Below are 21,314 nucleotides of genomic sequence, written 5' to 3' on the forward strand. Positions count from 1 at the left end.
CGGCCGCATGAAATGGGATCCGGAAAAGTACACACAGTTCTCCTCGCACCGCGACAGGCCCTTCTTCGACCTCACCGCCCGGATAGCGGCGTCCTCGCCCGGGCGGGTGGTGGACCTGGGCTGCGGCACCGGGGCACTGACCGCTGCGCTCGCCGCCCGCTGGCCCGGTGCGCAGGTGACCGGGGTGGATTCCTCCGCCGACATGATTGAGCAGGCCGGGGCGTTGGAGTGTGCACCTCCGAATCTGGAGTTCATCCGGTCCCGGATCGAGGACTGGGAACCGGACGCCGGTACGGACGTGGTGGTCTCCAACGCTGCCCTGCAGTGGGTTCCCGGCCACCGGGACCTGTTGCGGAAGTGGGCCAAACGGCTCGACGCCGGCGCGTGGCTGGCAGTGCAGGTGCCGGGCAACTTCACTGCCCCGTCGCATGTGCTCATGCGTGACCTGGCGGCGAGCGCCCGCTGGGCACCGAAGCTGGAGGGGGTGCTGCGCCATGCGGACGCCGTCGCCGCGCCCGACGAGTATCTGGCTCTCCTGGTTGAAGCGGGGATGGACGCCGATGTCTGGGAGACCAGTTACCAGCAGGTTCTCCCCGGGGAGGACCCGGTACTTGAATGGGTTCGCGGCACGGCGCTGCGCCCGGTGATTGCTGCCCTGACGGCAGAGGAGCTCTCCCGGTTTGAGGCCGAATACGCGGCTCTGCTGCGCAGTGCCTACCCGCAGCACGGCTGGGGAACCGTCTTTCCGTTCCGCCGCATTTTTATGGTGGCAAGGAAAACGGCGTAGGTCAGGCTTCGGGCGGCAGGCGCCGGCGCGGCCCGGAGGGATCCGCGCTGTTTGCGATGGTCCCGGTGCGTGCGGCTTTCATCAGCGGGGTGTTCAGCGTATCGATCTGGGCGCTCGCATGCGCCCGGGTTCCTGCGCCGCCGCGTTCGTACAGCCGGGCGAAGTACAGGGCGGCACCGAAACCGGTCAGGAAGAAGCCGGCCACAATTGCTTCCGGGTTCAGTGACGGCAGCTGGCCGGCCGCGGCCAGCACGGCCAGGATGGGAATCACCGGCCCAAGCGGCAACCGTGCGCCCTCGCCCGGCCATTTGCGGAATCCCAGCACGGCCGCCGCAACGCTCACCACAATCATGGCGATAATCGCCGCCACGTTGGCAACGGAGACTACAAACGCGGTGTCCCGCAGCACCACCAGGAGAACGGTAATGATTCCCAGCAGCAGCACGCTTATGTAGGGGTGGCCGTTGCGTGTGTGCCGGCCCAGTGCCGGGGGAACATCCCGCGGGCCACCATGCGCAGCATGATCTCCGAGGCGCCCAGCACATTGGCGTTGGCTCCCGAGAACGTGGACAGGCAGGCCGCAAACGCCACCAGGACGCCACCCCAGGCCCCCATGACCGTCTCGGCAGCCTGGGATACGCCGGTGGCGGTGAACCTGGTGATCCCGCTGGCTGTCATGGCCAGGACGGTGCCGAGGTAGACGAGACCGGAGACCAGGATGGTCAGCATGATGGCGCGCGGAACTGTTTTGCGCGGATTCTTCACCGATCCGGCCATGTTGGTGATGACGTTGAAGCCGGTGTAGGCAGTGAACAGCAGTGCGGCGGCGGAGAAGATCCCCCCGGTGCCGGAAGGCAGCGGCCGGTCAAGGTCATCGGGCCGGAGTTCGGTGAGGCCCCAGACGGAGAACAGCACCAGCAGGCCCAGTTTGATGCCAACGATCCAGGTCTCCGCCCGGGCGACGAGCGACGTCGGGCCGAGGTTCAGTGCGGTGACCAGTACGGTGGTGGCGAGCGCCACCGCCAGGGTGCCGGCCGCGGGCAGGAAGTATTCGCTGAAGTAGTCGCCGAAGGAGGCCACCAGGTAGGCGATGATGGTGGCCCCGTTGAGGTAAAAGGCCCACATCACAATGAACCGCCAGAAGGGGCCGAGGATGGTGCCCACGGGGGCGTAGCCGGATTCGCCGTCGCCGGCCCTGGTGGAAACCACGATGAAGGACAGTGCACACAGGAACATCACGATGCCCGCGAGGATGTAGCTGACGGCGGCGGCGGGTCCGGCCAGGTTGACCGCCGTGCCGGAAAGGGTGAATACCCCTCCGCCCACCGTGGTGCCAACCCCGAACGCTACGCAGGCTACGAGGCCGATCTGCCCCGGGGCCCGGGGCGTCCGGGACTTTGGCGACGCTGGTTCGGCCACGGCTGCGCTCCCTCACTCGGTCCGGCAGGCCTCTTTGGAGCGTACGGCCGGCCGCGAAGCAGGGTCAACGGGGAGCGTGGGTTGTGCGCCTTTACCAGCCGCGTTCCTTCCATTCGGCCAGGTGCGGCCGTTCGGCCCCCAGAGTGGTGCCGGCGCCGTGGCCGGGGTGCACCACGGTGTCATCCGGAAGGTATTCGAATATACGTTCGAATACGTCGCGGTACAGGGACGCGAAGCGTTCCGGGTCCTTCTGCGTGTTGCCCAGGCCGCCGGGGAACAGGGAGTCACCGGTAAAGAGGTGGGCCGGCGCGTCCGGCTCCCGGTAGAGCAGGGCCACGGATCCGGGGGTATGCCCGCGCAGCTTGAGTGCTTCAAGTTCGGCGCCGCCAAAGGGCACCCTGTCGCCGTGTTCAAGTGCCAGGACGGTGGGTACTTCGATGTCCCCGATGTCCTCCGTCCCGGCGGCGGTACGCGCTCCGGTGGCAGCCGCCGTTTCGGCGAGCGCACGGACATGGTCCCAGTGGCTGTGCGTAGTGATCACCAGTTCAAGCTTCGCCGGCACCCGGGCATCGGCGGCCCCTTCGGCCAGCAGGCGCTGGATGGCGGCGAAATCATCAGCGGCATCAATAAGGACCTGGGCGCCGGTGTCCTTGTCGGTGAGCACATAAACGTTGTTGTCCATGGTGCCCACGGACGCGCTCCGGATGGTGATGTTCTGCAGATTCTCCATCGGCCCAGTCTAGCGAGGCCGTTCCCGCACGTGCTTGCGCAGGGCTATTGTCTGCACCCGCAGACGGGCGTAGGTTGCAAGGATGCTCCTGAGGCTGGTCCGGCAGTACCTCGCTCCCTACAAAGGCACCGTAGCCGCCGTCGTTGCGCTGCAGCTGCTGCAGACTGTGGCAACGCTGTACCTGCCTACCCTGAACGCCGACATCATTGACCGCGGCGTCGTCACCGGGGATACCGGCGTCATCATGGAGGTGGGCGGCTGGATGCTCGCCGTCACGGCGGGCCAGATTCTCTGTTCCATCGCTGCCACGTTCCTCGCCGCGCGGGTGGCGATGAGCACGGGCCGCAATATCCGTTCCGAGCTGTTCACCAACGTGGAAACCTTTTCCTCCCGCGAAGTGGGCCTGTTCGGGCCGCCGTCACTGATTACCCGGACCACCAATGACGTGCAGCAGGTCCAGATGACGCTGCTGATGACGTTCACCATGATGGTCTCGGCGCCCATCATGGGCATTGGCGGGGTGCTGCTGGCCCTGAACCAGGACATACCGCTCTCCGGGATCCTGCTGCTGATCCTGCCGGTGCTGTTCGTTGTGATCGGTTTGGTCCTGCGGCGCCTGATCCCGCTTTTCCGGCGGGCGCAGCGGCAGATCGACCGGGTGAACTCCGTATTGCGGGAGCAGATCATGGGGATCGCCGTTATCCGGGCCTTCATCCGCGAGCGCTCAGAGGAACAGCGGTTCGATTCGGCCAACGCCGACCTGACCGGCACCCAGTTGCGGATCAGCCAGCTGCTGGCGCTGCTGTTCCCGGCAGCCATGTTGGTGGCCAACCTCGCCACCGTTGCCGTGATCTGGTTCGGCGCGTTCCGGATTGAGGCCGGGCAAATGCAGATCGGCGCCCTGACGGCCTTTATCGCCTACATCATCCAAATCCTCATGGCCGTGATGATGTCCATGTTCCTGATCATGATGCTGCCCCGCGCTGCAGTCTGTGCCGAGCGCATTTACGAGGTGCTGGATACCCGCACCAGCGTCACGGACACCCCGGACGCGGCGGAACTGGAGTACGACGGCGGCCGGCTCACCTTCACCGACGTCGGCTACAGCTATCCGGGGGCGGAGGACCCGGTGCTGCACAGCATCAGCTTCGAGGCGCTGCCGGGGGAGACCACAGCCATCATCGGCTCCACCGGGGCCGGGAAAACCACCCTGCTGAATCTGGTGCCGCGCCTGCTTGATGCAACTTCCGGCACCGTCAGCGTGGACGGCCAGGATATTGCCGGTGTCACCCTCGCCTCCCTGCGGCACGGGATCGGCCTGGTGCCGCAGCGGGCCTACCTGTTCAGCGGCACCATTGCCTCCAACCTGCGCTTCGGACGTCCGGAGGCAACGGACGCGGAACTGTGGGAAGCGCTGGAGACCGCCCAGGCCGCAGACTTCGTCCGGGCCGGGGACGGCGGGCTGGACCATCCGGTGGAACAGGGCGGTGCCAATTTCTCCGGGGGACAGCGCCAGCGCCTGGCCATTGCCCGTGCCCTGGTGGTGCGGCCCTCGATCTACCTCTTCGATGACAGTTTCTCCGCCCTGGACTTTGCCACCGACGCGCGGCTGCGCAGCGCCCTGAAACCGCAGACCCGGAACGCCACCGTGGTGGTGGTGGCCCAGCGGGTCAACACCATCACCGACGCTGCCCGGATAGTGGTCCTGGAGGAGGGACGGGTCGTAGGGCAGGGAACCCACACCGAGCTGATGGAGTCCTCCCCGACGTACCGGGAAATCGTCGCCTCCCAGCTCACGGCCGAGGAGGTCGCGTGAGCGGGCACGGGGCGGGCATGCGAGGACGCCCGGGAGCCCCGGCAACGGCGAAACCCGAGAACTTTGCCGCCAGTGTCCGGCGCATCCTGGTCCTGATGGCACCGGACCGGCTCCGCGTGGCCGCCGTGATGCTGGCCGCCGTCGTCTCGGTGGCGCTCGCGGTCAGTGCCCCGCGAATCCTGGGGGAAGCCACCAACGTCATCTTCGACGGCTTCATCGGGAACAGCCTGCCGGCGGGAATGTCCAAGGATGCCCAGGTGGAGGCCCTGCGGGCCTCGGGGGAGCGGGAACTGGCTGACATGCTCGCCGCCATGGACGTGGTGCCCGGGCAGGGGCTGGACTTCGGCCGGCTGGGCGGGATCCTGCTGGGCGTCCTGGCGATCTACCTGGCGGCCTTCGTCTTCGGCTGGTTCCAGGCCCGGCTCACGGCCCGTATTGTCCAGAACGCCATGTACCGGCTGCGGCGCGACGTGGACGGCAAGCTGTTCCGCCTGCCCATGTCCCACTTCCAGCAGCAGTCGCGCGGAGATGTCCTGAGCCGGGTCACCAATGACATCGACAACCTGGCCCAGACCCTCTCGCAGAGCCTCACCCAGATAGTCACTTCCGTGCTGACCATCATTGGTGTCCTGGCGATGATGCTCTCCATTTCCCCGCTGCTGGCGCTGATCGCCGTGGTCACGGTTCCGGTCTCCGCCCTGGTGACGGTACTCATTGCCCGGCGCTCGCAGGCGGAGTTCAAAACGCAGTGGAAATCCACCGGTGAGGTGAACGGCTATATCGAGGAAATGTTCACCGGCCAGGACGTGGTGAAGGCCTTCGGGCAACAGGAACGGGTGATTGAAGGATTCGCGCCGGCCAATGACCGTCTGTTCCGGTCAGCATTTCGGGCACAGTTCGTTTCCGGCATCATCATGCCGGCGATGATGTTCATCTCGAACCTGAACTACGTGGCAGTGGCCGTGGTGGGCGGGCTGCAGGTGGCCGGCGGGCAGCTGTCCATCGGCGGGGTCCAGGCCTTTGTGCAGTACAGCCGGCAGTTCAGCCAGCCCCTTGGCCAGCTGGGCGGGCTGATCAACATGCTCCAGTCCGGCGTCGCCTCGGCCGAACGCGTGTTCGCGCTGCTGGATGCGCGGGAACAGGAACCGGATCCGGCGCACCCGGAACATCTGGACAAGGTGCGCGGACGGGTGGCCTTCGAAGACGTGTCCTTCAGCTACAGTCCTGAAGCGCCGCTCATCAAGGATCTTTCCTTTGTCGCCGAACCGGGGCAGACGGTGGCGATTGTCGGTCCTACCGGTGCCGGCAAAACCACCCTCGTGAACCTGCTGATGCGCTTCTATGACGTTGATGCCGGACGCATCACCATTGACGGCGTGGACATTGCCCGGCTGAGCCGCGAAGAGCTGCGCAGCCGGATCGGCATGGTGCTGCAGGACGCCTGGCTCTTTGAGGGCACCGTCCGCGAAAACCTGGCCTACGGCGCCCCCGGGGCCACGGACGAGCAGATCCATGCCGCTGCACTGGCTACGCACGTGGACCACTTTGTCCGCTCCCTGCCGGAAGGCTATGACACCGTGCTGGGCTATGACGGCGGATCCCTGAGCCAGGGCCAGCGGCAGCTGCTGACAATCGCCCGCGCCTGGCTCTCCGACCCGGCCATCCTGGTGCTGGATGAGGCAACCAGCTCCGTGGACACCCGCACCGAGGTGGCCATCCGGATGGCAATGAATGCCCTCCGTCAGGACCGGACCAGCTTCGTGATTGCGCACCGGCTCTCCACCATCCGCGACGCGGACGTCATCCTGGTGGTGCGCAACGGAGAGATTGTGGAGCAGGGTGTCCATGACGCGCTGCTCGCTGCCGAGGGCTTCTATGCCGAGCTGTACCGCTCCCAGTTCGCCGGACCTGCAGTGGAATCGGCCGGGGGTGCTGAGGCGGCCGCTGCGCCGTCCACACCGGACGGGCACTAGCATGGCATCATGACTCCCGCGCCCGGCACCGGCCCTGAATCGCCCTCCACCGTCACCGATCCCGGTGTCCTGCCCTGGGTTCGGATCGACGCTGCAAGCTCGGTCCCCCCGTACGAGCAGTTGCGCCTGCAGATCCTGGACGCCGTTAACGAGGGCCGGCTCGCCGTGGGCACCCGGCTGCCGCCGGTCCGCGCGCTGGCAGGCCACCTTGGGCTTGCGGTCAACACGGTGGCGCGGGCCTACCGGGAGCTGGAACAGGCCCAGGTGGTCACCACCCGCTCCCGGGCGGGAACAGTGGTGGCCGCCGCCGGTGACGCCGGCCGCAGCCGGGTAGCCGAGGCCGCCCGGGTGTTTGCCGACGCGGCCCGCGCCAACGGCATTCCCGCGGACGACGCCGTCGCGCTGGTGCGCGCCGCCCTGCAGTAAGGCTGCTGCTCTTCGCCCGCGGCGAAACTCGGCTGCTCGAATACGTTTTCGAATCGGTGTTTGAACTAGAGTGGAAAACGTGCCTAAATCGACTCTCACGACGGCGGACACTGTGTTTGCGCCGCATACTGCCAATGATCTGTCCCGACTGGTAGTGAAGGGGGCGCGCGAGCACAACCTCCGGAACGTTGACCTGGATCTGCCCCGGGACGCCATGATCGTGTTCACCGGCCTGTCCGGCTCCGGAAAGTCGTCGCTGGCCTTCGACACCATCTTTGCGGAAGGACAGCGCCGCTACGTCGAATCGCTTTCCGCCTACGCCCGCATGTTCCTGGGCCAGGTGGACAAGCCCGACGTCGACTTCATCGAAGGCCTCTCGCCTGCGGTCTCGATTGACCAGAAGTCCACATCGAAGAACCCGCGTTCCACCGTGGGTACCATCACCGAGATCCATGACTACATGCGCCTGCTCTGGGCACGCGTGGGACGCCCGTTCTGCCCCGTCTGCGGCGAGCCGGTCAGCCGGCAGACCCCGCAGGCCATTGTGGACCAGCTCCTGGAGCTTGAAGAAGGTACCCGCTACCAGGTCCTCGCCCCGGTGGTCCGCGGCCGCAAGGGCGAATTTGTGGACCTGTTCAAGGAACTTGCCGCCAAGGGCTACTCCCGTGCCCGGGTGGACGGCAAGCAGATCCAGCTCTCCGACCCGCCCAAGCTCGGCAAGCAGATCAAGCACAACATCGAAGTGGTGGTGGACCGCCTCGTAGCCAAGGACGGCATCCGGCAGCGGCTCACCGACTCGGTGGAAACCGGCCTGGCCCTGGCCGATGGCCGGATAGTGGTCGACTTCGTGGACCTGCCCGAGGACAGTGAGGACCGCACCCGGGCCTTCTCCGAAAACCTGGCCTGCCCGAACGAGCACCCGCTGGCCATTGACGAGATTGAGCCGCGCTCCTTCTCCTTCAACAACCCCTTCGGTGCCTGCCCGGTCTGCACCGGCATCGGCTCCAAGCTGGAGGTGGATGAGGACCTGATCATTCCGGACCCGTCCAAGTCCCTGGCCGAAGGCGCCATCGCTCCCTGGTCACTGGGCGCCGCCACCACCGAATACTGGAACCGGCTGCTTGAAGGCCTGGCCAAGGACATGGGCTTTTCCATGGACACCCCGTGGAAGAAGCTGTCCGCCAAGGCGCGCGAGGCAGTCCTCAACGGCAAGGACCACAAGGTGGTGGTCCAGTACCGGAACCGCTTCGGCCGCGAACGCAAGTACAGCACCGGCTTCGAAGGCGTCATCCAGTACATCCACCGCAAGCACCTGGAAACCGAATCGGACCATGCCCGGGACCGGTACGAGGAGTACATGCGCGAAATCGCCTGCCCCGAGTGCGGGGGAGCGCGGCTGAACCCTGCCTCCCTCTCCGTGCTGATCAACGGCCGCAACATTGCCGAGATCAGCGCCCTACCGCTCCGTGAGGCCGCCGAGTTCCTGGGCAGCCTGACCCTCACCGGACGGGAAGCACAGATCGCCAGCAACGTACTCAAGGAGATCCAGGCGCGGCTGACGTTCCTGCTCGACGTCGGACTCGAATACCTGAGCCTGAACCGGCCGGCGGCCACCCTCTCCGGCGGCGAGGCACAGCGCATCCGCCTGGCCACCCAGATCGGTTCCGGCCTGGTGGGCGTGCTGTACGTGCTCGACGAGCCGTCCATCGGCCTGCACCAGAAGGACAACCGGCGGCTGATCGAAACCCTGACCCGGCTGCGCAGCCTGGGCAACACCCTGATTGTGGTGGAGCACGACGAAGACACCATCCATGAAGCGGACTGGATTGTTGACGTCGGACCCGGTGCCGGTGAGCGCGGCGGCGAGATTGTGCACTCCGGTCCGTTGGCTGAGCTGCTCACCAACGAACGCTCCATTACCGGTGCCTACCTTTCCGGCCGGAAGAAGATTGAGATCCCGGCCAAACGGCGCAAGGTGGACAAGTCCCGCCAGCTGAAGATCGTGGGCGCGCGGGAAAACAACCTGCAGAACCTGAACGTGGACATTCCGCTGGGCGTGTTCACGGCGGTGACCGGTGTCAGCGGCTCGGGCAAGTCCACGCTGATCAACGACATCCTCTACAAGACCATGGCGAACAAGCTCAACGGCGCCAAGCATGTGGCCGGCCGGCACACCCGGGTGGAGGGCCTGGAGCAGCTGGACAAGGTCATCCACGTGGACCAGAGCCCCATCGGCCGCACGCCGCGTTCCAACCCGGCCACCTACACCGGCGTCTGGGACCACATCCGCAAGCTTTTCGCGGAGACCAATGAGGCGAAGGTGCGCGGCTACCTGCCGGGCCGGTTCTCCTTCAACGTCAAGGGCGGGCGCTGCGAAGCCTGCCACGGCGACGGCACGCTCAAGATCGAGATGAACTTCCTGCCGGACGTGTACGTGCCCTGCGAGGTGTGCCACGGCGCCCGGTTCAACCGGGAAACCATGGAAGTCCACTACAAGGGCAAGAACATTGCCGAGGTGCTGGACATGCCGATCGAGGAAGCAGCGGAGTTCTTCGCAGCGTTCGGTCCCATCTCCCGGCACCTGAACACGCTGGTGGACGTGGGCCTGGGCTACGTCCGGCTCGGCCAGCCGGCCACCACGCTCTCCGGCGGCGAGGCGCAGCGCGTGAAACTGGCGAGCGAGCTGCAGAAGCGCTCCAACGGCCGCAGCATCTACGTCCTGGACGAGCCGACCACCGGCCTGCACTTCGAGGACGTCCGCAAGCTGCTGGAAGTGCTGCAGGGTCTGGTGGACAAGGGCAACACCGTGATCACCATTGAGCACAACCTCGACGTGATCAAGAGCGCGGACTGGATCATTGACCTGGGTCCCGACGGCGGCAACGGCGGCGGCAGGGTCGTGGCCTCCGGCACCCCGGAGAAGGTGGCCAAGGTGGAGGGCAGCCACACGGCCACGTTCCTCGCGGAGATCCTCAACCCGTAGCCGTTCTGCGGCAGGGCGCCATGATGCCCCCGGGCGGTCCGTTTCGGCGGACTGTCCGGGGGCATTCCCGTCTTCCGGACCGCGTGATGTTTGGCCCGGCCATGCCGTGTTGCCCGGGCACGGCGCGACGCTGCCACAGACACTTCTGCGGAATATAACCGCCGCCGACATATTCCATTATTGGTATACCTTTTTCCCTTAGTCCTTCCCTGTATGCCAAACTTGGGCCGTGACTTCTCCCCGGCTCTTGGTGCTCTTTGATCTCGATGGAACGCTGGTTGACCCCAACGGCGCCATCACCGGCGGTATCAGTGCCGCCCTGTCCGCCTGCGGCCTTCCGGTTCCGGCTGACGCGGACCTGCAGCGGATGGTGGGCCCCGCCCTCGTGACCTCCCTGCGGGATATCGCAGGCGTACCGGAAAGCCGGGTCGAAGAGGTTATCCGGCAATACCGCACCGGCTACCGGTCCGCCGGGATGGCACAGAGCCGTCCCTACCCGGGGATCCGCGACGCCGTCGAGCGGCTGGGCGCCCTGCACACGGTGGCCGTTGCCACCCAGAAGCCGGAGGCCCTGGCCGTGGAACTCCTCGGAGTGCAGGAGATGGGTGGACTCTTCGCCTCCGTGCACGGCTCACCGGCGGATGAACAGGCCGCCGCCGCACTGGACGGCAAGCGCAGCATTATCCGTGCGGCCCTGGAACGGCACGCCGGGAGCTACGACGCAGCCGTGATGATCGGCGACAGGCGCCACGACGTCGAGGGTGCACACGCCAACGGACTGGACTGCATCGGTGTGTCCTGGGGCTTCGCAGCCCCGGGCGAACTGGACGGAGCCGGCGCCGCCGTTGTGGTGGATACCGCCGCGGAACTGGTGGATGCGGTACTGCGCTCCGCTGAGAACGGACCGGCGCTCCATGGCGCTCTATAACCTCACGCGGACCAGTATCCGCGGCCTTGTGGGCGGCCTGTGCCGGCCCACCATCACCGGACTGGAGAACGTACCGTCCAGCGGACCCTTCATTGTGGCCTGCAACCATCTCTCCTTCCTGGACAGCGTCCTGGTGCAGGCGCTGCTGCCGCGGCGGGTCGGGTTCTTCGCGAAGGCCGAGTACTTCACCGGCACGGGCCTCAAGGGCTACGCCATGAAGAGCTTCTTTGAAGGCGTGGGGTCCATCCCGGTGCAGCGTGACCAGCAGGCCGCCAGTGTGGCAGCCCTCCGGACCCTGCTGGACATCCTCGAGGACGGCGGAGGGGTAGGCATCTACCCCGAGGGCACCCGCTCACGGGACGGGCTGCTCTACCGCGGCCGGACCGGCGTCGGCTGGCTGGCACTGACCTCCGGTGCCCCCGTGGTTCCGGTGGGCCTGATCGGCACGGAGAACCTGCAGCCGGCGGGCAAAAAGACCGTGAAGCCGGGGCACTTCACCCTGAGGGTCGGTGCGCCGCTGTACTTCCAGAAGACCGGACCCGAACATGCCCTTCCGGCGCGCCGGCAGGCCACGGACCGGGTCATGGACGCCATCGCCGAACTCACCGGCCAGGAGCGCGCGGAGAGTTACAACCGCAACCGGCCCGAGGGGTAGCCCGCGGGGTTCAGCGTCCCGCGAAACGCCGGCCGTAGGTCAGGGACGCCGCGGAGGCGAACGTAGGATGGAACAGTGGCAGATCCAGCAACCTACCGGCCAAAAACAGGGGAGATCCCCACGGCCCCGGGCGTTTACCGTTTCCGGGATGAACACGGCCGGATCATCTACGTGGGCAAGGCCAAGAACCTCCGCTCCCGACTGAACTCCTACTTCGCCAATCCGCGCGGCCTGATGCCCAAAACCAGGGCCATGGTGCACACTGCCGCCGGCGTGGAGTGGACCGTGGTGGGAACCGAGCTGGAAGCACTGCAGCTTGAATACACGTGGATCAAGGAATTCAATCCGCGGTTCAACATCATGTTCCGGGACGACAAGTCCTACCCCTACCTGGCCGTGACCATGGGGGAGAAGTACCCCCGCGCCCAGGTGATGCGCGGCGACCGGCGCAAGGACACCCGCTATTTCGGGCCCTTCTACCCGGCCAAAGCCATCCGGGAAACCCTGGACACGCTGCTCCGCGTCTTTCCGGTGCGCACCTGCAGCAGCGGCGTTTTCAAGCGCGCCGAACGCACCGGCCGGCCCTGCCTGCTCGGCTACATCGACAAGTGCGCCGCCCCCTGCGTGGGGAGGATCAGCCCCGAAGACCACCGCCAGCTCGCCGCCGAGCTGTGCGATTTCATGGCAGGGGAGGGCAAACGGTTCATCTCCAGCCTGGAAAAGGAGATGCAGGCCGCGGTGTCCGAACTGGACTATGAGACCGCGGCCCGTCTCCGCGACGACATTTCGGCACTGCGCAAAGTGTTCGAGCGCAACAACGTAGTGCTCAGCGAAGACACCGACGCGGACATTTTCGCCCTCGAAGAGGATGAGCTGGAGGCCTCAGCCCAGGTCTTCCACGTCCGCGGCGGGCGCATCCGCGGACAGCGCGGCTGGGTGGTGGAAAAGGTGGAGGACAACGACACCGCGGATCTGGTGGAGCACCTGATCCAGCAGGTCTACGGCGAGGCGAATTCCACGGACCGCATTCCGCGCCAGGTCCTGGTCCCGGTGCTTCCCCCCAATGCCGAGGAACTGGCCGAGTGGCTGCACGGCCTGCGGGGCGCGCGGGTGGACATCCGGGTGCCCATGCGCGGCGACAAAAAAGCGCTCATGGAAACCGTGGCCCGTAACGCCTCCGATGCCCTCCGGCTGCACAAGAGCCGCCGGGCGGGCGACATCACCACGCGCTCTGCCGCCCTGCAGGAGCTCCAGGAGGCCCTGGACCTGGACGCGGCTCCGCTGCGGATCGAATGCTATGACATCTCCCACGTCTCCGGCACCAATGTAGTGGCCTCCATGGTGGTGGCCGAAGACGGCCTGCCCAAGAAATCCGACTATCGGAAGTTCTCCATCACCGGAGAAGCCGCACGTGATGACACTGCCTCCATGTATGACGTCATTTCGCGGCGCTTCCGCAACTACCTGGCTGAAAACGCGGATCCGGCAGCTGATCCGGATGCCCCGCAGGAACTGCCGGCAGAGCGCCTCGACGACGGCGCAACCGACGTGCAGCCGCTCACGGATACCCTGACCCCGGCGCCGCGCACCAAGTTCGCCTATCCGCCGAACCTGGTGGTGGTCGACGGCGGCCAGCCCCAGGTTGCCGCGGCCTCCAGGGCACTGGCGGACCTGGGCATCACCGACGTGCAGGTGGTGGGTCTGGCGAAACGCCTCGAGGAGGTCTGGGTCCCGGACAGCGATTTCCCGGTGATCCTGCCCCGCGCCTCCGAAGCACTGTTCCTGCTGCAGCGTATCCGCGACGAGGCGCACCGGTTTGCCATCACCTTCCACCGCCAGAAGCGCGGCAAGTCCATGACCGCTTCGCTCCTGGACGAGGTCCCGGGCCTGGGCCCCGCCAAGCGGCAGGCCCTGCTCAAGCACTTTGGCTCAGTGAAGAAACTCCGGGCTGCCTCCGAGGAGGAACTGCAGCAGGTTCCCGGCATCGGACCGGCCATGGCTGCTAACCTCCGCAGCCGTCTGGCCGATAGTTCCAAGGCGGAGGCGGCACCGGCAGTGAACATGTCCACCGGCGAAATCCTGGAAACTTAGCTACGCTGGGAAACCGGCGTGTCGCGGGAACGGATGATGCCTTTCCGGGCAGGGCCAGGCAGTGCAACAGGATGGGATCACACCACATGACGCAAGAGGACGGCTTGTCCATAGTCAAGCCCGAGGAATCCGAGCTGCTCGTTGTCACGGGCATGTCCGGCGCCGGACGCAGCACGGCTGCGAACGCGCTCGAGGACCACGGCTGGTACGTGGTCGAGAACCTCCCGCCGCTGATGCTGGGCACCCTCACCGAACTGGTGTCCAGGATGCCGCAGTCCATCCCCAAGCTGGCCGTAGTCATCGATGTCCGCAGCAAGGAGCTCTTCCGGGACATCCAGGAAGCCCTGCGGAACCTGCGTGCCGCGGGCGTCGCCTACCGGGTGCTCTTCCTCGACGCCGACGACGCAACCCTGGTCCGCCGGTTTGAACAGGGCCGGCGCCCGCACCCCCTTCAGGGGGACGGCAGCATCCTGGATGGCATCGCCTCCGAACGCGAGGTGCTTGCCGAGCTGCGGGACAGCTCCGACGTCGTGGTGGATACCTCCAAGCTGAACGTGCACGCGCTGGCCACCACCGTCACCGAGCTGTTTACCGAGTCCGGTCCCATTGTGCTGCGCCTGAACGTGATGAGCTTCGGCTTCAAATACGGACTGCCCGTGGACGCGAACTACGTGGCGGATGTCCGCTTCATCCCCAACCCGCACTGGGTCCCGCAGCTGCGCCCGCACACCGGGCTGGACGAGAATGTCCGGGACTATGTCCTGCAGGCCAAGGGAACCGCCGAGTTCCTGGACCGCTACGTGGAAGCCCTGGAGCCGGTCATCGACGGCTACCGCCGGGAGAACAAGCACTACGCCACCATTGCCGTGGGCTGCACCGGCGGCAAGCACCGCTCCGTAGCGGTTACCGAAGAGCTGGCCAAGCGCCTGGCCCAGCTTCCACGCGTCACCGTCAGCTCCCACCACCGGGATCTGGGGCGCGAATAATGTCCTTTCTCACCGGACCGCTGCCCCTGATACCGGAGGCGAAGGGACGGGAGGAACCCGGTAAGGCCGGATCCGTTGTCGCCCTGGGCGGCGGCCACGGCCTCTCTGCGTCCCTGTCTGCCCTGCGGCTGCTCACCACCGACCTCACCGCCGTCGTCACCGTGGCCGACGACGGCGGGTCCTCGGGCCGCCTGCGCCGGGAGCTCGGTGTCCTGCCGCCCGGCGACCTCCGAATGGCGCTGGCCGCGCTCTGCGACGACACCGACTGGGGCAGGACCTGGCGTGACGTGATGCAGCACCGCTTCCGCTCCCGTCCGGGCGTGGACGGTTCACTGGATGACCATGCCCTGGGCAACCTGCTGATTGTCACCCTCTGGGAGCTGCTGGGGGATCCGGTAGCCGGACTGCAGTGGGCCGGTGCGCTGCTCGGTGCCCGCGGCCAGGTACTGCCGATGTCCACCCTGCCGCTGACCATTGAAGGCGACGTGATCCGCCGGACCGCTGCCGGCACCCGGATCGAAACGGTAACCGGGCAGGCCCGCCTGGCCGCCGCCGGAACCCGCAGCAATGTCCATGAGGTCAGGCTGCTGCCGGCTGACGCACCGGCCTGCCCGGCTGCCCTGGAGGCAATCGACCTTGCCGACTGGGTCATCCTTGGCCCAGGGTCCTGGTACACCTCGGTGCTTCCGCACCTGATGCTGCCGCAGCTGCGGGATGCGCTCTGCGCCACCTCCGCCAAGCGTTGCCTGACGATGAACCTGAGCAACGAAACCACGGAAACCGCGGGCATGAGCGCCGTGGACCACCTGGCTGTGATCCGGCGTTACGCCCCGGAGTTCAAGGTGGATGCCGTCCTGGTGGATCCGTCAGTGGTAGGGGACCGGGAAGCGTTCGAAGAGGCCGTCGCCGAACTGGGCGGCCGCGCGGTCTTCGGTAAGGTGGGGGCAGCGTCGGGGCGTCCGATCCATGATCCGCTCCGCCTCGCGACCGCCTTCCACGATATGTTTGGGGAGATTTAGGAGTGTTTTTGTGGCGCTGACCGCAGCAGTAAAAGAGGAACTTTCGCGCCTCGAGGTGAAAAAATCCTCAGTCCGCAAGGCTGAAGTATCGGCGATGCTGCGTTTTGCCGGGGGGCTTCACATCATCTCCGGACGCATAGTCATCGAAGCCGAAGTGGACCTTGCTTCCACCGCCCGCCGGCTCCGCTCGGCCATCGCGGAGGTCTACGGGCATGCCAGCGACATCATTGTGGTCTCCGGCGGCGGCCTGCGCCGCGGAAACCGCTACGTGGTGCGCGTAGTCAAGGACGGCGAATCCCTGGCCCGGCAGACCGGGCTGCTCGACTCCCGCGGCCGTCCCGTCCGCGGCCTGCCCTCAGTGGTGGTCAACGGCTCCGCAGCCGACGCCGAAGCCGTCTGGCGGGGCGCCTTCCTGGCACACGGGTCCCTCACCGAGCCCGGCCGTTCCTCCTCCCTGGAAGTTACCTGCCCGGGACCCGAGGCCGCCCTCGCCCTGGTCGGTTCCGCCCGCCGGATCGGCATTTCCGCCAAGGCACGCGAGGTCCGCGGAGTGGACCGCGTGGTGATCCGCGACGGCGACACCATCGCCGCCCTGCTTACCCGGATGGGCGCCCACGATGCGCTGATGGTGTGGGAGGAACGGCGGATGCGCAAGGAAGTGCGGGCCACCGCAAACCGGCTCGCCAATTTCGACGACGCGAATCTGCGCCGTTCGGCCCAGGCCGCCGTCGCTGCCGGCGCCCGTGTGGAGCGTGCCCTGGAAATCCTGGGCGAGGACGTGCCCGAGCACCTGCGCTACGCGGGGGAGCTGCGCGTGGCACACAAGCAGGCCAGCCTCGACGAACTGGGCCACCTGGCCGAACCGCCCATGACCAAGGACGCCATCGCCGGCCGGATCCGGCGGCTGCTTGCCATGGCCGACAAGAGGGCAGCTGAACTGGGGATTCCGGGTACTGAGTCCAGTGTCACGCCGGAAATGTTGGATGAATAGCGATATTGCATAGGATGGACTAAGCATGCTGCCTTTTGGCGGCACCATGAGTTTCCGGACGGGCATTCCGTCCGGATCATCGATCCGACATATCAACGGAGGATTTTCGTGAACGAATACACACTGCCGGAACTGCCGTACGACTACGCAGCCCTGGAACCCCACATCTCCGCGCGCATCATGGAACTGCACCATGACAAGCACCACGCCACTTATGTAGCAGGCGCCAACACGGCACTGGCACAGATGGCCGAAGCCCGCGAAAAGGGCGAGTTCGGCACCATGACGAAGCTCTCCAAGGATCTGGCCTTCCACCTGGGCGGCCACACCAACCACAGCATCTTCTGGAACAACATGTCCCCGGACGGCGGCGACAAGCCCGAAGGCGAACTCGCAGCGGCCATCGACGAGTTCTTCGGATCCTTCGACAAGTTCCGTGGCCAGTTCACCGCTGTGGCCAACTCCATCCAGGGCTCCGGCTGGGCCATCCTGGCCTACGAACCGCTGGGCAAGAACCTGGTCATCGAGCAGCTCTACGATCAGCAGGGCAACGTCCCCGTAGGCACCATTCCGCTGCTGATGCTGGACATGTGGGAGCACGCCTTCTACCTGGACTACGTCAACGTCAAGGCTGACTACGTCAAGGCCTTCTGGAACATTGTCAACTGGGCCGATGTCGCAGCACGCTTCGACGCTGCCCGCACCGGTGCCAAGGGCCTGATCGTCCCGGCCTAGTCCGTACCCAAAGAGCACCAATGTGCTCCCGTCCCGGTCCCTACGGAGACTGTGACGCGTAAGATATTCCGTAGGTCACCGTCCTGCCCGATGCTCCGGCATCCGGGCAGGACGGAGACACGGCGCCGCGGCCGGATGTGTTCCCCAAGCGGAGGTTGTCAGGCCGCAGTCAGTCCGGTGGCTTCTTACCGAGGTCACTCAGTTCTCAATTGACCCCCTATCAAGGAGACAGAAAAGTGACTACTCGTGTTGGAATCAACGGATTCGGACGTATCGGCCGCAACTACTTCCGTGCCGCACTGGAGCAGAACGCGGACCTCGACATCGTCGCCGTCAATGACCTCACCAGCCCGGAAACCCTCGCCCACCTGCTGAAGTACGATTCCGTGACCGGCCGGCTGGGAGCCGACCTTGAAGTACGGGACGGCAACATTGTTGTTGGCGGCAAAACCATCAAGGTCCTGGCGGAACGCGACCCCGCAAACCTGCCCTGGTCGGATCTGGGCGTGGACATCGTCATTGAGTCCACCGGTTTCTTCACCAAGGCCGAAGACGCGAAGAAGCACCTGGATGCGGGCGCCAAGAAAGTGCTGATTTCCGCACCGGGCAAGGGCTCAGACATCACCATCGTGATGGGGGTCAATGATGCGGACTATGATCCCGCCACCCAGAACATTATTTCCAACGCCTCCTGCACCACCAACTGCCTGGGCCCGCTGGCCAAGGTGCTCCACGAAGCCTTCGGCATTGAACGCGGCCTGATGACCACCGTGCACGCCTACACCGCAGACCAGAACCTCCAGGACGGCCCGCACCGTGACCTGCGCCGGGCCCGTGCCGCCGCCCTGAACATTGTGCCCACCACCACCGGTGCTGCAAAGGCCATCGGGCAGGTGCTTCCCGAACTGGACGGCAAGCTGGACGGGTTCGCCCTCCGGGTTCCGGTTCCCACCGGCTCGGTGACGGACCTGACCGTGACAGTCGGCCGCGAAGCCACGGTTGAGGAGATCAACGATGTCTACAAGACGGCGGCCAACGGTCCGCTGGCGGGCATCCTGCGCTACACGGACGAGCCTATTGTCTCCTCCGACATCGTCACCGATCCGGCCTCCTGCATCTTCGATTCCGGGCTCACCCGGGTGATGGGCAACCAGGTGAAGGTTGTGGGCTGGTACGACAACGAGTGGGGCTACTCCTGCCGCCTGGTGGACCTGACGTCCCTCGTCGCCTCGAAACTTTAACCGACCGCACGCAAAGGTAGAAATGACTGTCAAAACTCTCTCCGACCTGATCAGTGACGGCGTCGAAGGCAGGTACGTCCTGGTCCGCTCGGACCTGAACGTGCCGCTGGCGGACGGCCGCGTCACCGATGACGGCCGTATCCGGGCTTCCATTCCCACGCTTCAGAAGCTCGTGGAACACGGCGCAAAAGTCATTGTCATGGCGCACCTCGGCCGCCCCAAGGGCACGCCCGACGAGAAGTATTCGCTGCGCCCCGCCGTCGAGCGGCTTGACGAACTTTCCCCGTTCGCGGTGGAGTTCGCCGAAGACGTGGTGGGGGACAGCGCACGGGAACTGGCAGGCTCCCTGGCCGCAGGGTCCGTGCTGGTGCTGCAGAACATCCGCTTCGACCCCCGGGAGACGTCCAAGGACGACGGCGAACGGCAGGCCCTGGCGCGGGACCTTGCGGCACTGACCGGAGATCGCGGCGCGTACGTGGATGATGCCTTCGGCGCCGTCCACCGCAAGCATGCCAGCGTCTACGACATCGCTGAGATCCTGCCCGCCTATGAAGGGGATCTGGTGCACACCGAGGTCCAGGTGCTCAAGCGCCTGACCGAAAACCCCGAAAAGCCCTATGTGGTGGTGTTGGGCGGATCGAAGGTTTCGGACAAACTCGCCGTCATTGAGAACCTGATGGACCGTGCCGACTACCTGCTGGTGGGCGGCGGCATGGTCTTCACCTTCCTGGCCGCCCAGGGCCACCAGGTGGGTGCCTCCCTGCTGGAGGCAGACCAGATCGAGAATGTTAAGGGATACCTGAGCCGTGCCAAGGAGGTCGGCTGCGAATTTGTCCTGCCGACCGACATCGTGGTGGCGGATAAGTTCGCCGCCGACGCCGATGTTGCCACCGTCCCTGCCGATGCCATGGAGTCCAGCCGTTTTGGTGCTTCGGGCATCGGCCTGGATATCGGGCCCGACTCCGCGGACGCGTTTGCCGAACACATCGGCAAGGGCCGGACCATTTTCTGGAACGGACCCATGGGTGTGTTCGAGTTCGAAGCCTTTGCCAACGGCACGCGTGCCGTTGCCCAGGCGCTCAAGGACTCCTCCGGCTTCAGCGTTGTCGGCGGCGGCGACTCCGCGGCGGCTGTCCGCAAGCTGGGCTTCTCCGAAGCGGACTTCGGGCACATTTCCACTGGCGGCGGCGCCAGCCTCGAATACCTGGAAGGCAAGGCCCTGCCGGGCCTCACCGTCCTGGATAAGTAGTTTTTCGGTGCGGGTCCGCCGCCGGGTAACCGGCGCGGGCCCGCACCTGCATGTCCCATCCCGCCCGGCCCGCACGGCCGGTGCACCGCGAGTTAGAAACCGGAGCAACCATGACAACCTCCACGAACGGGAAGTTCGACCGCACACCCCTGATCGCCGGCAACTGGAAGATGAACATGGACCACGTCCAGGGCATCACCCTGCTGCAGAAGCTGGCCTGGACGCTCAGCGACGCCCGCCACGACTTCGGACGGGTGGAGGTAGTGGTGTTCCCGCCGTTCACCGACCTCCGCAGCACCCAGACCCTGGTCCAGGGCGACAAGCTCAAGGTGGAGTACGGCGCTCAGGACCTGTCTCCGTTTGATTCCGGCGCGTACACCGGCGACGTTTCCGGTCAGTTCCTGTCCAAGCTCGGCTGCAGCTACGTCCTGGTGGGCCACAGCGAACGCCGCTCCGTCCATGGAGAAAGCGATGAGCTGCTGAACGAGAAGCTCAAGGCGGCCTACCGGCATAACCTCGTGCCCGTGCTCTGCGTCGGTGAGGGCCTTGAAGTCCGCCAGGCCGGGGACCACGTGCTTCACACCCTGGAGCAGGTCCGCAAGGATCTTTCGGGCCTCGACGCGGAGCAGGTGGCCAACCTCGTCATCGCCTACGAACCCGTATGGGCCATCGGCACCGGTGAAGTCGCAGGCCCGGAGGACGCTCAGGAAATGTGCGCTGCCATCCGCGCGGAAATCGCGGATCTGTACGACGACGCCACTGCAGCCAGGACGCGCCTGCTGTACGGCGGCTCGGTCAAGGCTGCCAATGCCGCCAGTATTCTGGGCGAGCGTGACGTAGACGGCGTGCTGGTGGGCGGCGCCAGTTTGGATGTAGGCGAGTTTGCTAATATTGTCAGGTTCGAACAACATCTGGTGACTGACTGAACTGCCGCTGAAGGGCGCCGCAGCGGCGTCCCCAATCCATGAGTCACCCGAAAGGCCGTAAGTGGAAATTCTGAAGATCATCCTGCTGGTGCTTCTTGCCATCACGAGCCTGCTGCTGACCCTGCTGATCCTGCTGCACAAGGGACGCGGCGGCGGCATGTCGGACATGTTCGGCGGCGGCATGACCAGCAGCCTCGGTTCCTCCGGCGTTGCGGAAAAGAACCTGAACCGTTTCACGGTGGGGCTTGCACTGGCCTGGGGCCTGGTCATCGTGGCCCTCGGCCTGATCCAGCGCTTCGCCGGCGAAGCCTAATAACAGACTCACCACAGGAAAGGCCCCCGGCGGTTTCGCCGGGGGC

The 21,314-nt window shown here is 65.9% G+C and carries 19 protein-coding genes; 16 read left to right on the forward strand and 3 right to left on the reverse strand.

What is annotated here, in order from left to right:
* The first annotated feature begins 7 nt into the window (after window positions 1-7).
* The gene (locus MUK71_RS08415) at window positions 8-787 is read left to right on the forward strand and encodes a trans-aconitate 2-methyltransferase (protein ID WP_227927828.1); all 780 of its coding nucleotides are present in this window, start codon (window positions 8-10) and stop codon (window positions 785-787) included.
* Between the two features lies 1 nt (window position 788).
* Here the strand turns inward: MUK71_RS08415 and MUK71_RS08420 are convergent, their stop codons facing one another.
* From MUK71_RS08420 to MUK71_RS08430, 3 genes are all read right to left on the reverse strand, one after another.
* Window positions 789-1,232 (reverse strand): APC family permease, encoded by a 444-nt coding sequence (locus tag MUK71_RS08420; protein ID WP_227927827.1) that lies wholly within the window; start codon window positions 1,230-1,232, stop codon window positions 789-791.
* A 2-nt stretch (window positions 1,233-1,234) separates the two neighbouring features.
* Window positions 1,235-2,206 carry an APC family permease gene (locus MUK71_RS08425; RefSeq protein ID WP_227927826.1) on the reverse strand — a complete coding sequence of 324 codons (972 nt, stop codon included), beginning with the start codon at window positions 2,204-2,206 and terminating at the stop codon, window positions 1,235-1,237.
* A gap of 91 nt (window positions 2,207-2,297) precedes the next feature.
* Window positions 2,298-2,936: an MBL fold metallo-hydrolase gene (locus MUK71_RS08430; RefSeq protein ID WP_227901928.1), complete on the reverse strand. Its 639-nt coding sequence runs from the start codon at window positions 2,934-2,936 to the stop codon at window positions 2,298-2,300.
* Between the two features lie 82 nt (window positions 2,937-3,018).
* Here MUK71_RS08430 and MUK71_RS08435 point away from each other — a divergent pair, with 82 nt between their 5' ends.
* The 15 genes from MUK71_RS08435 to secG all read left to right on the forward strand — a co-directional run bounded on the left by MUK71_RS08435 (window position 3,019) and on the right by secG (window position 21,268).
* Window positions 3,019-4,752 (forward strand): ABC transporter ATP-binding protein, encoded by a 1,734-nt coding sequence (locus tag MUK71_RS08435; protein ID WP_227901927.1) that lies wholly within the window; start codon window positions 3,019-3,021, stop codon window positions 4,750-4,752.
* A 17-nt stretch (window positions 4,753-4,769) separates the two neighbouring features.
* Window positions 4,770-6,725, forward strand: a complete 1,956-nt coding sequence (locus MUK71_RS08440; protein WP_227928079.1) for an ABC transporter ATP-binding protein — start codon at window positions 4,770-4,772, stop codon at window positions 6,723-6,725.
* A gap of 9 nt (window positions 6,726-6,734) precedes the next feature.
* Window positions 6,735-7,151: a GntR family transcriptional regulator gene (locus tag MUK71_RS08445; RefSeq protein WP_227927825.1), complete on the forward strand. Its 417-nt coding sequence runs from the start codon at window positions 6,735-6,737 to the stop codon at window positions 7,149-7,151.
* 79 nt (window positions 7,152-7,230) lie between these two features.
* Window positions 7,231-10,134 (forward strand): excinuclease ABC subunit UvrA, encoded by a 2,904-nt coding sequence (gene uvrA, locus MUK71_RS08450; protein WP_227901925.1) that lies wholly within the window; start codon window positions 7,231-7,233, stop codon window positions 10,132-10,134.
* A gap of 229 nt (window positions 10,135-10,363) precedes the next feature.
* A complete protein-coding gene (locus MUK71_RS08455; RefSeq protein ID WP_227927824.1) occupies window positions 10,364-11,062 on the forward strand; it encodes an HAD hydrolase-like protein in 699 nt (232 codons plus the stop codon).
* Window positions 11,049-11,717: a lysophospholipid acyltransferase family protein gene (locus MUK71_RS08460; protein WP_227927823.1), complete on the forward strand. Its 669-nt coding sequence runs from the start codon at window positions 11,049-11,051 to the stop codon at window positions 11,715-11,717. Before MUK71_RS08455 ends, MUK71_RS08460 begins: the two co-directional genes overlap by 14 nt.
* A 75-nt stretch (window positions 11,718-11,792) precedes the next feature.
* Window positions 11,793-13,808, forward strand: a complete 2,016-nt coding sequence (gene uvrC, locus MUK71_RS08465; RefSeq protein WP_227927822.1) for an excinuclease ABC subunit UvrC — start codon at window positions 11,793-11,795, stop codon at window positions 13,806-13,808.
* Window positions 13,809-13,894: 86 nt separating this feature from the next.
* Window positions 13,895-14,794: an RNase adapter RapZ gene (gene rapZ / locus MUK71_RS08470; protein ID WP_227927821.1), complete on the forward strand. Its 900-nt coding sequence runs from the start codon at window positions 13,895-13,897 to the stop codon at window positions 14,792-14,794.
* Window positions 14,794-15,813, forward strand: a complete 1,020-nt coding sequence (locus tag MUK71_RS08475; protein WP_227927820.1) for a gluconeogenesis factor YvcK family protein — start codon at window positions 14,794-14,796, stop codon at window positions 15,811-15,813. The genes rapZ and MUK71_RS08475 overlap by 1 nt, the downstream gene beginning before the upstream one ends.
* Window positions 15,814-15,823: 10 nt before the next feature.
* Window positions 15,824-16,804 (forward strand): DNA-binding protein WhiA, encoded by a 981-nt coding sequence (gene whiA, locus MUK71_RS08480; protein WP_227901919.1) that lies wholly within the window; start codon window positions 15,824-15,826, stop codon window positions 16,802-16,804.
* 108 nt (window positions 16,805-16,912) lie between these two features.
* On the forward strand, window positions 16,913-17,539 hold the full coding sequence (locus tag MUK71_RS08485) for a superoxide dismutase (RefSeq protein WP_227901918.1): 627 nt from the start codon (window positions 16,913-16,915) through the stop codon (window positions 17,537-17,539).
* 236 nt (window positions 17,540-17,775) lie between these two features.
* The gene (gene gap, locus MUK71_RS08490) at window positions 17,776-18,780 is read left to right on the forward strand and encodes a type I glyceraldehyde-3-phosphate dehydrogenase (RefSeq protein WP_227901917.1); all 1,005 of its coding nucleotides are present in this window, start codon (window positions 17,776-17,778) and stop codon (window positions 18,778-18,780) included.
* 22 nt (window positions 18,781-18,802) lie between these two features.
* Window positions 18,803-20,029, forward strand: coding sequence for a phosphoglycerate kinase (locus MUK71_RS08495; RefSeq protein WP_227927819.1), 1,227 nt, complete (start codon window positions 18,803-18,805; stop codon window positions 20,027-20,029).
* Between the two features lie 110 nt (window positions 20,030-20,139).
* On the forward strand, window positions 20,140-20,955 hold the full coding sequence (gene tpiA, locus MUK71_RS08500) for a triose-phosphate isomerase (RefSeq protein WP_227901915.1): 816 nt from the start codon (window positions 20,140-20,142) through the stop codon (window positions 20,953-20,955).
* A 61-nt stretch (window positions 20,956-21,016) separates the two neighbouring features.
* Entirely contained in the window at window positions 21,017-21,268 is a 252-nt protein-coding gene (gene secG, locus MUK71_RS08505) for a preprotein translocase subunit SecG (RefSeq protein WP_227901914.1), read from the forward strand.
* Window positions 21,269-21,314: the final 46 nt, after the last annotated feature.

Source organism: Arthrobacter zhangbolii, assembly GCF_022869865.1.
In the GTDB taxonomy this organism is placed as follows: Bacteria; Actinomycetota; Actinomycetes; order Actinomycetales; family Micrococcaceae; genus Arthrobacter_B; species Arthrobacter_B zhangbolii.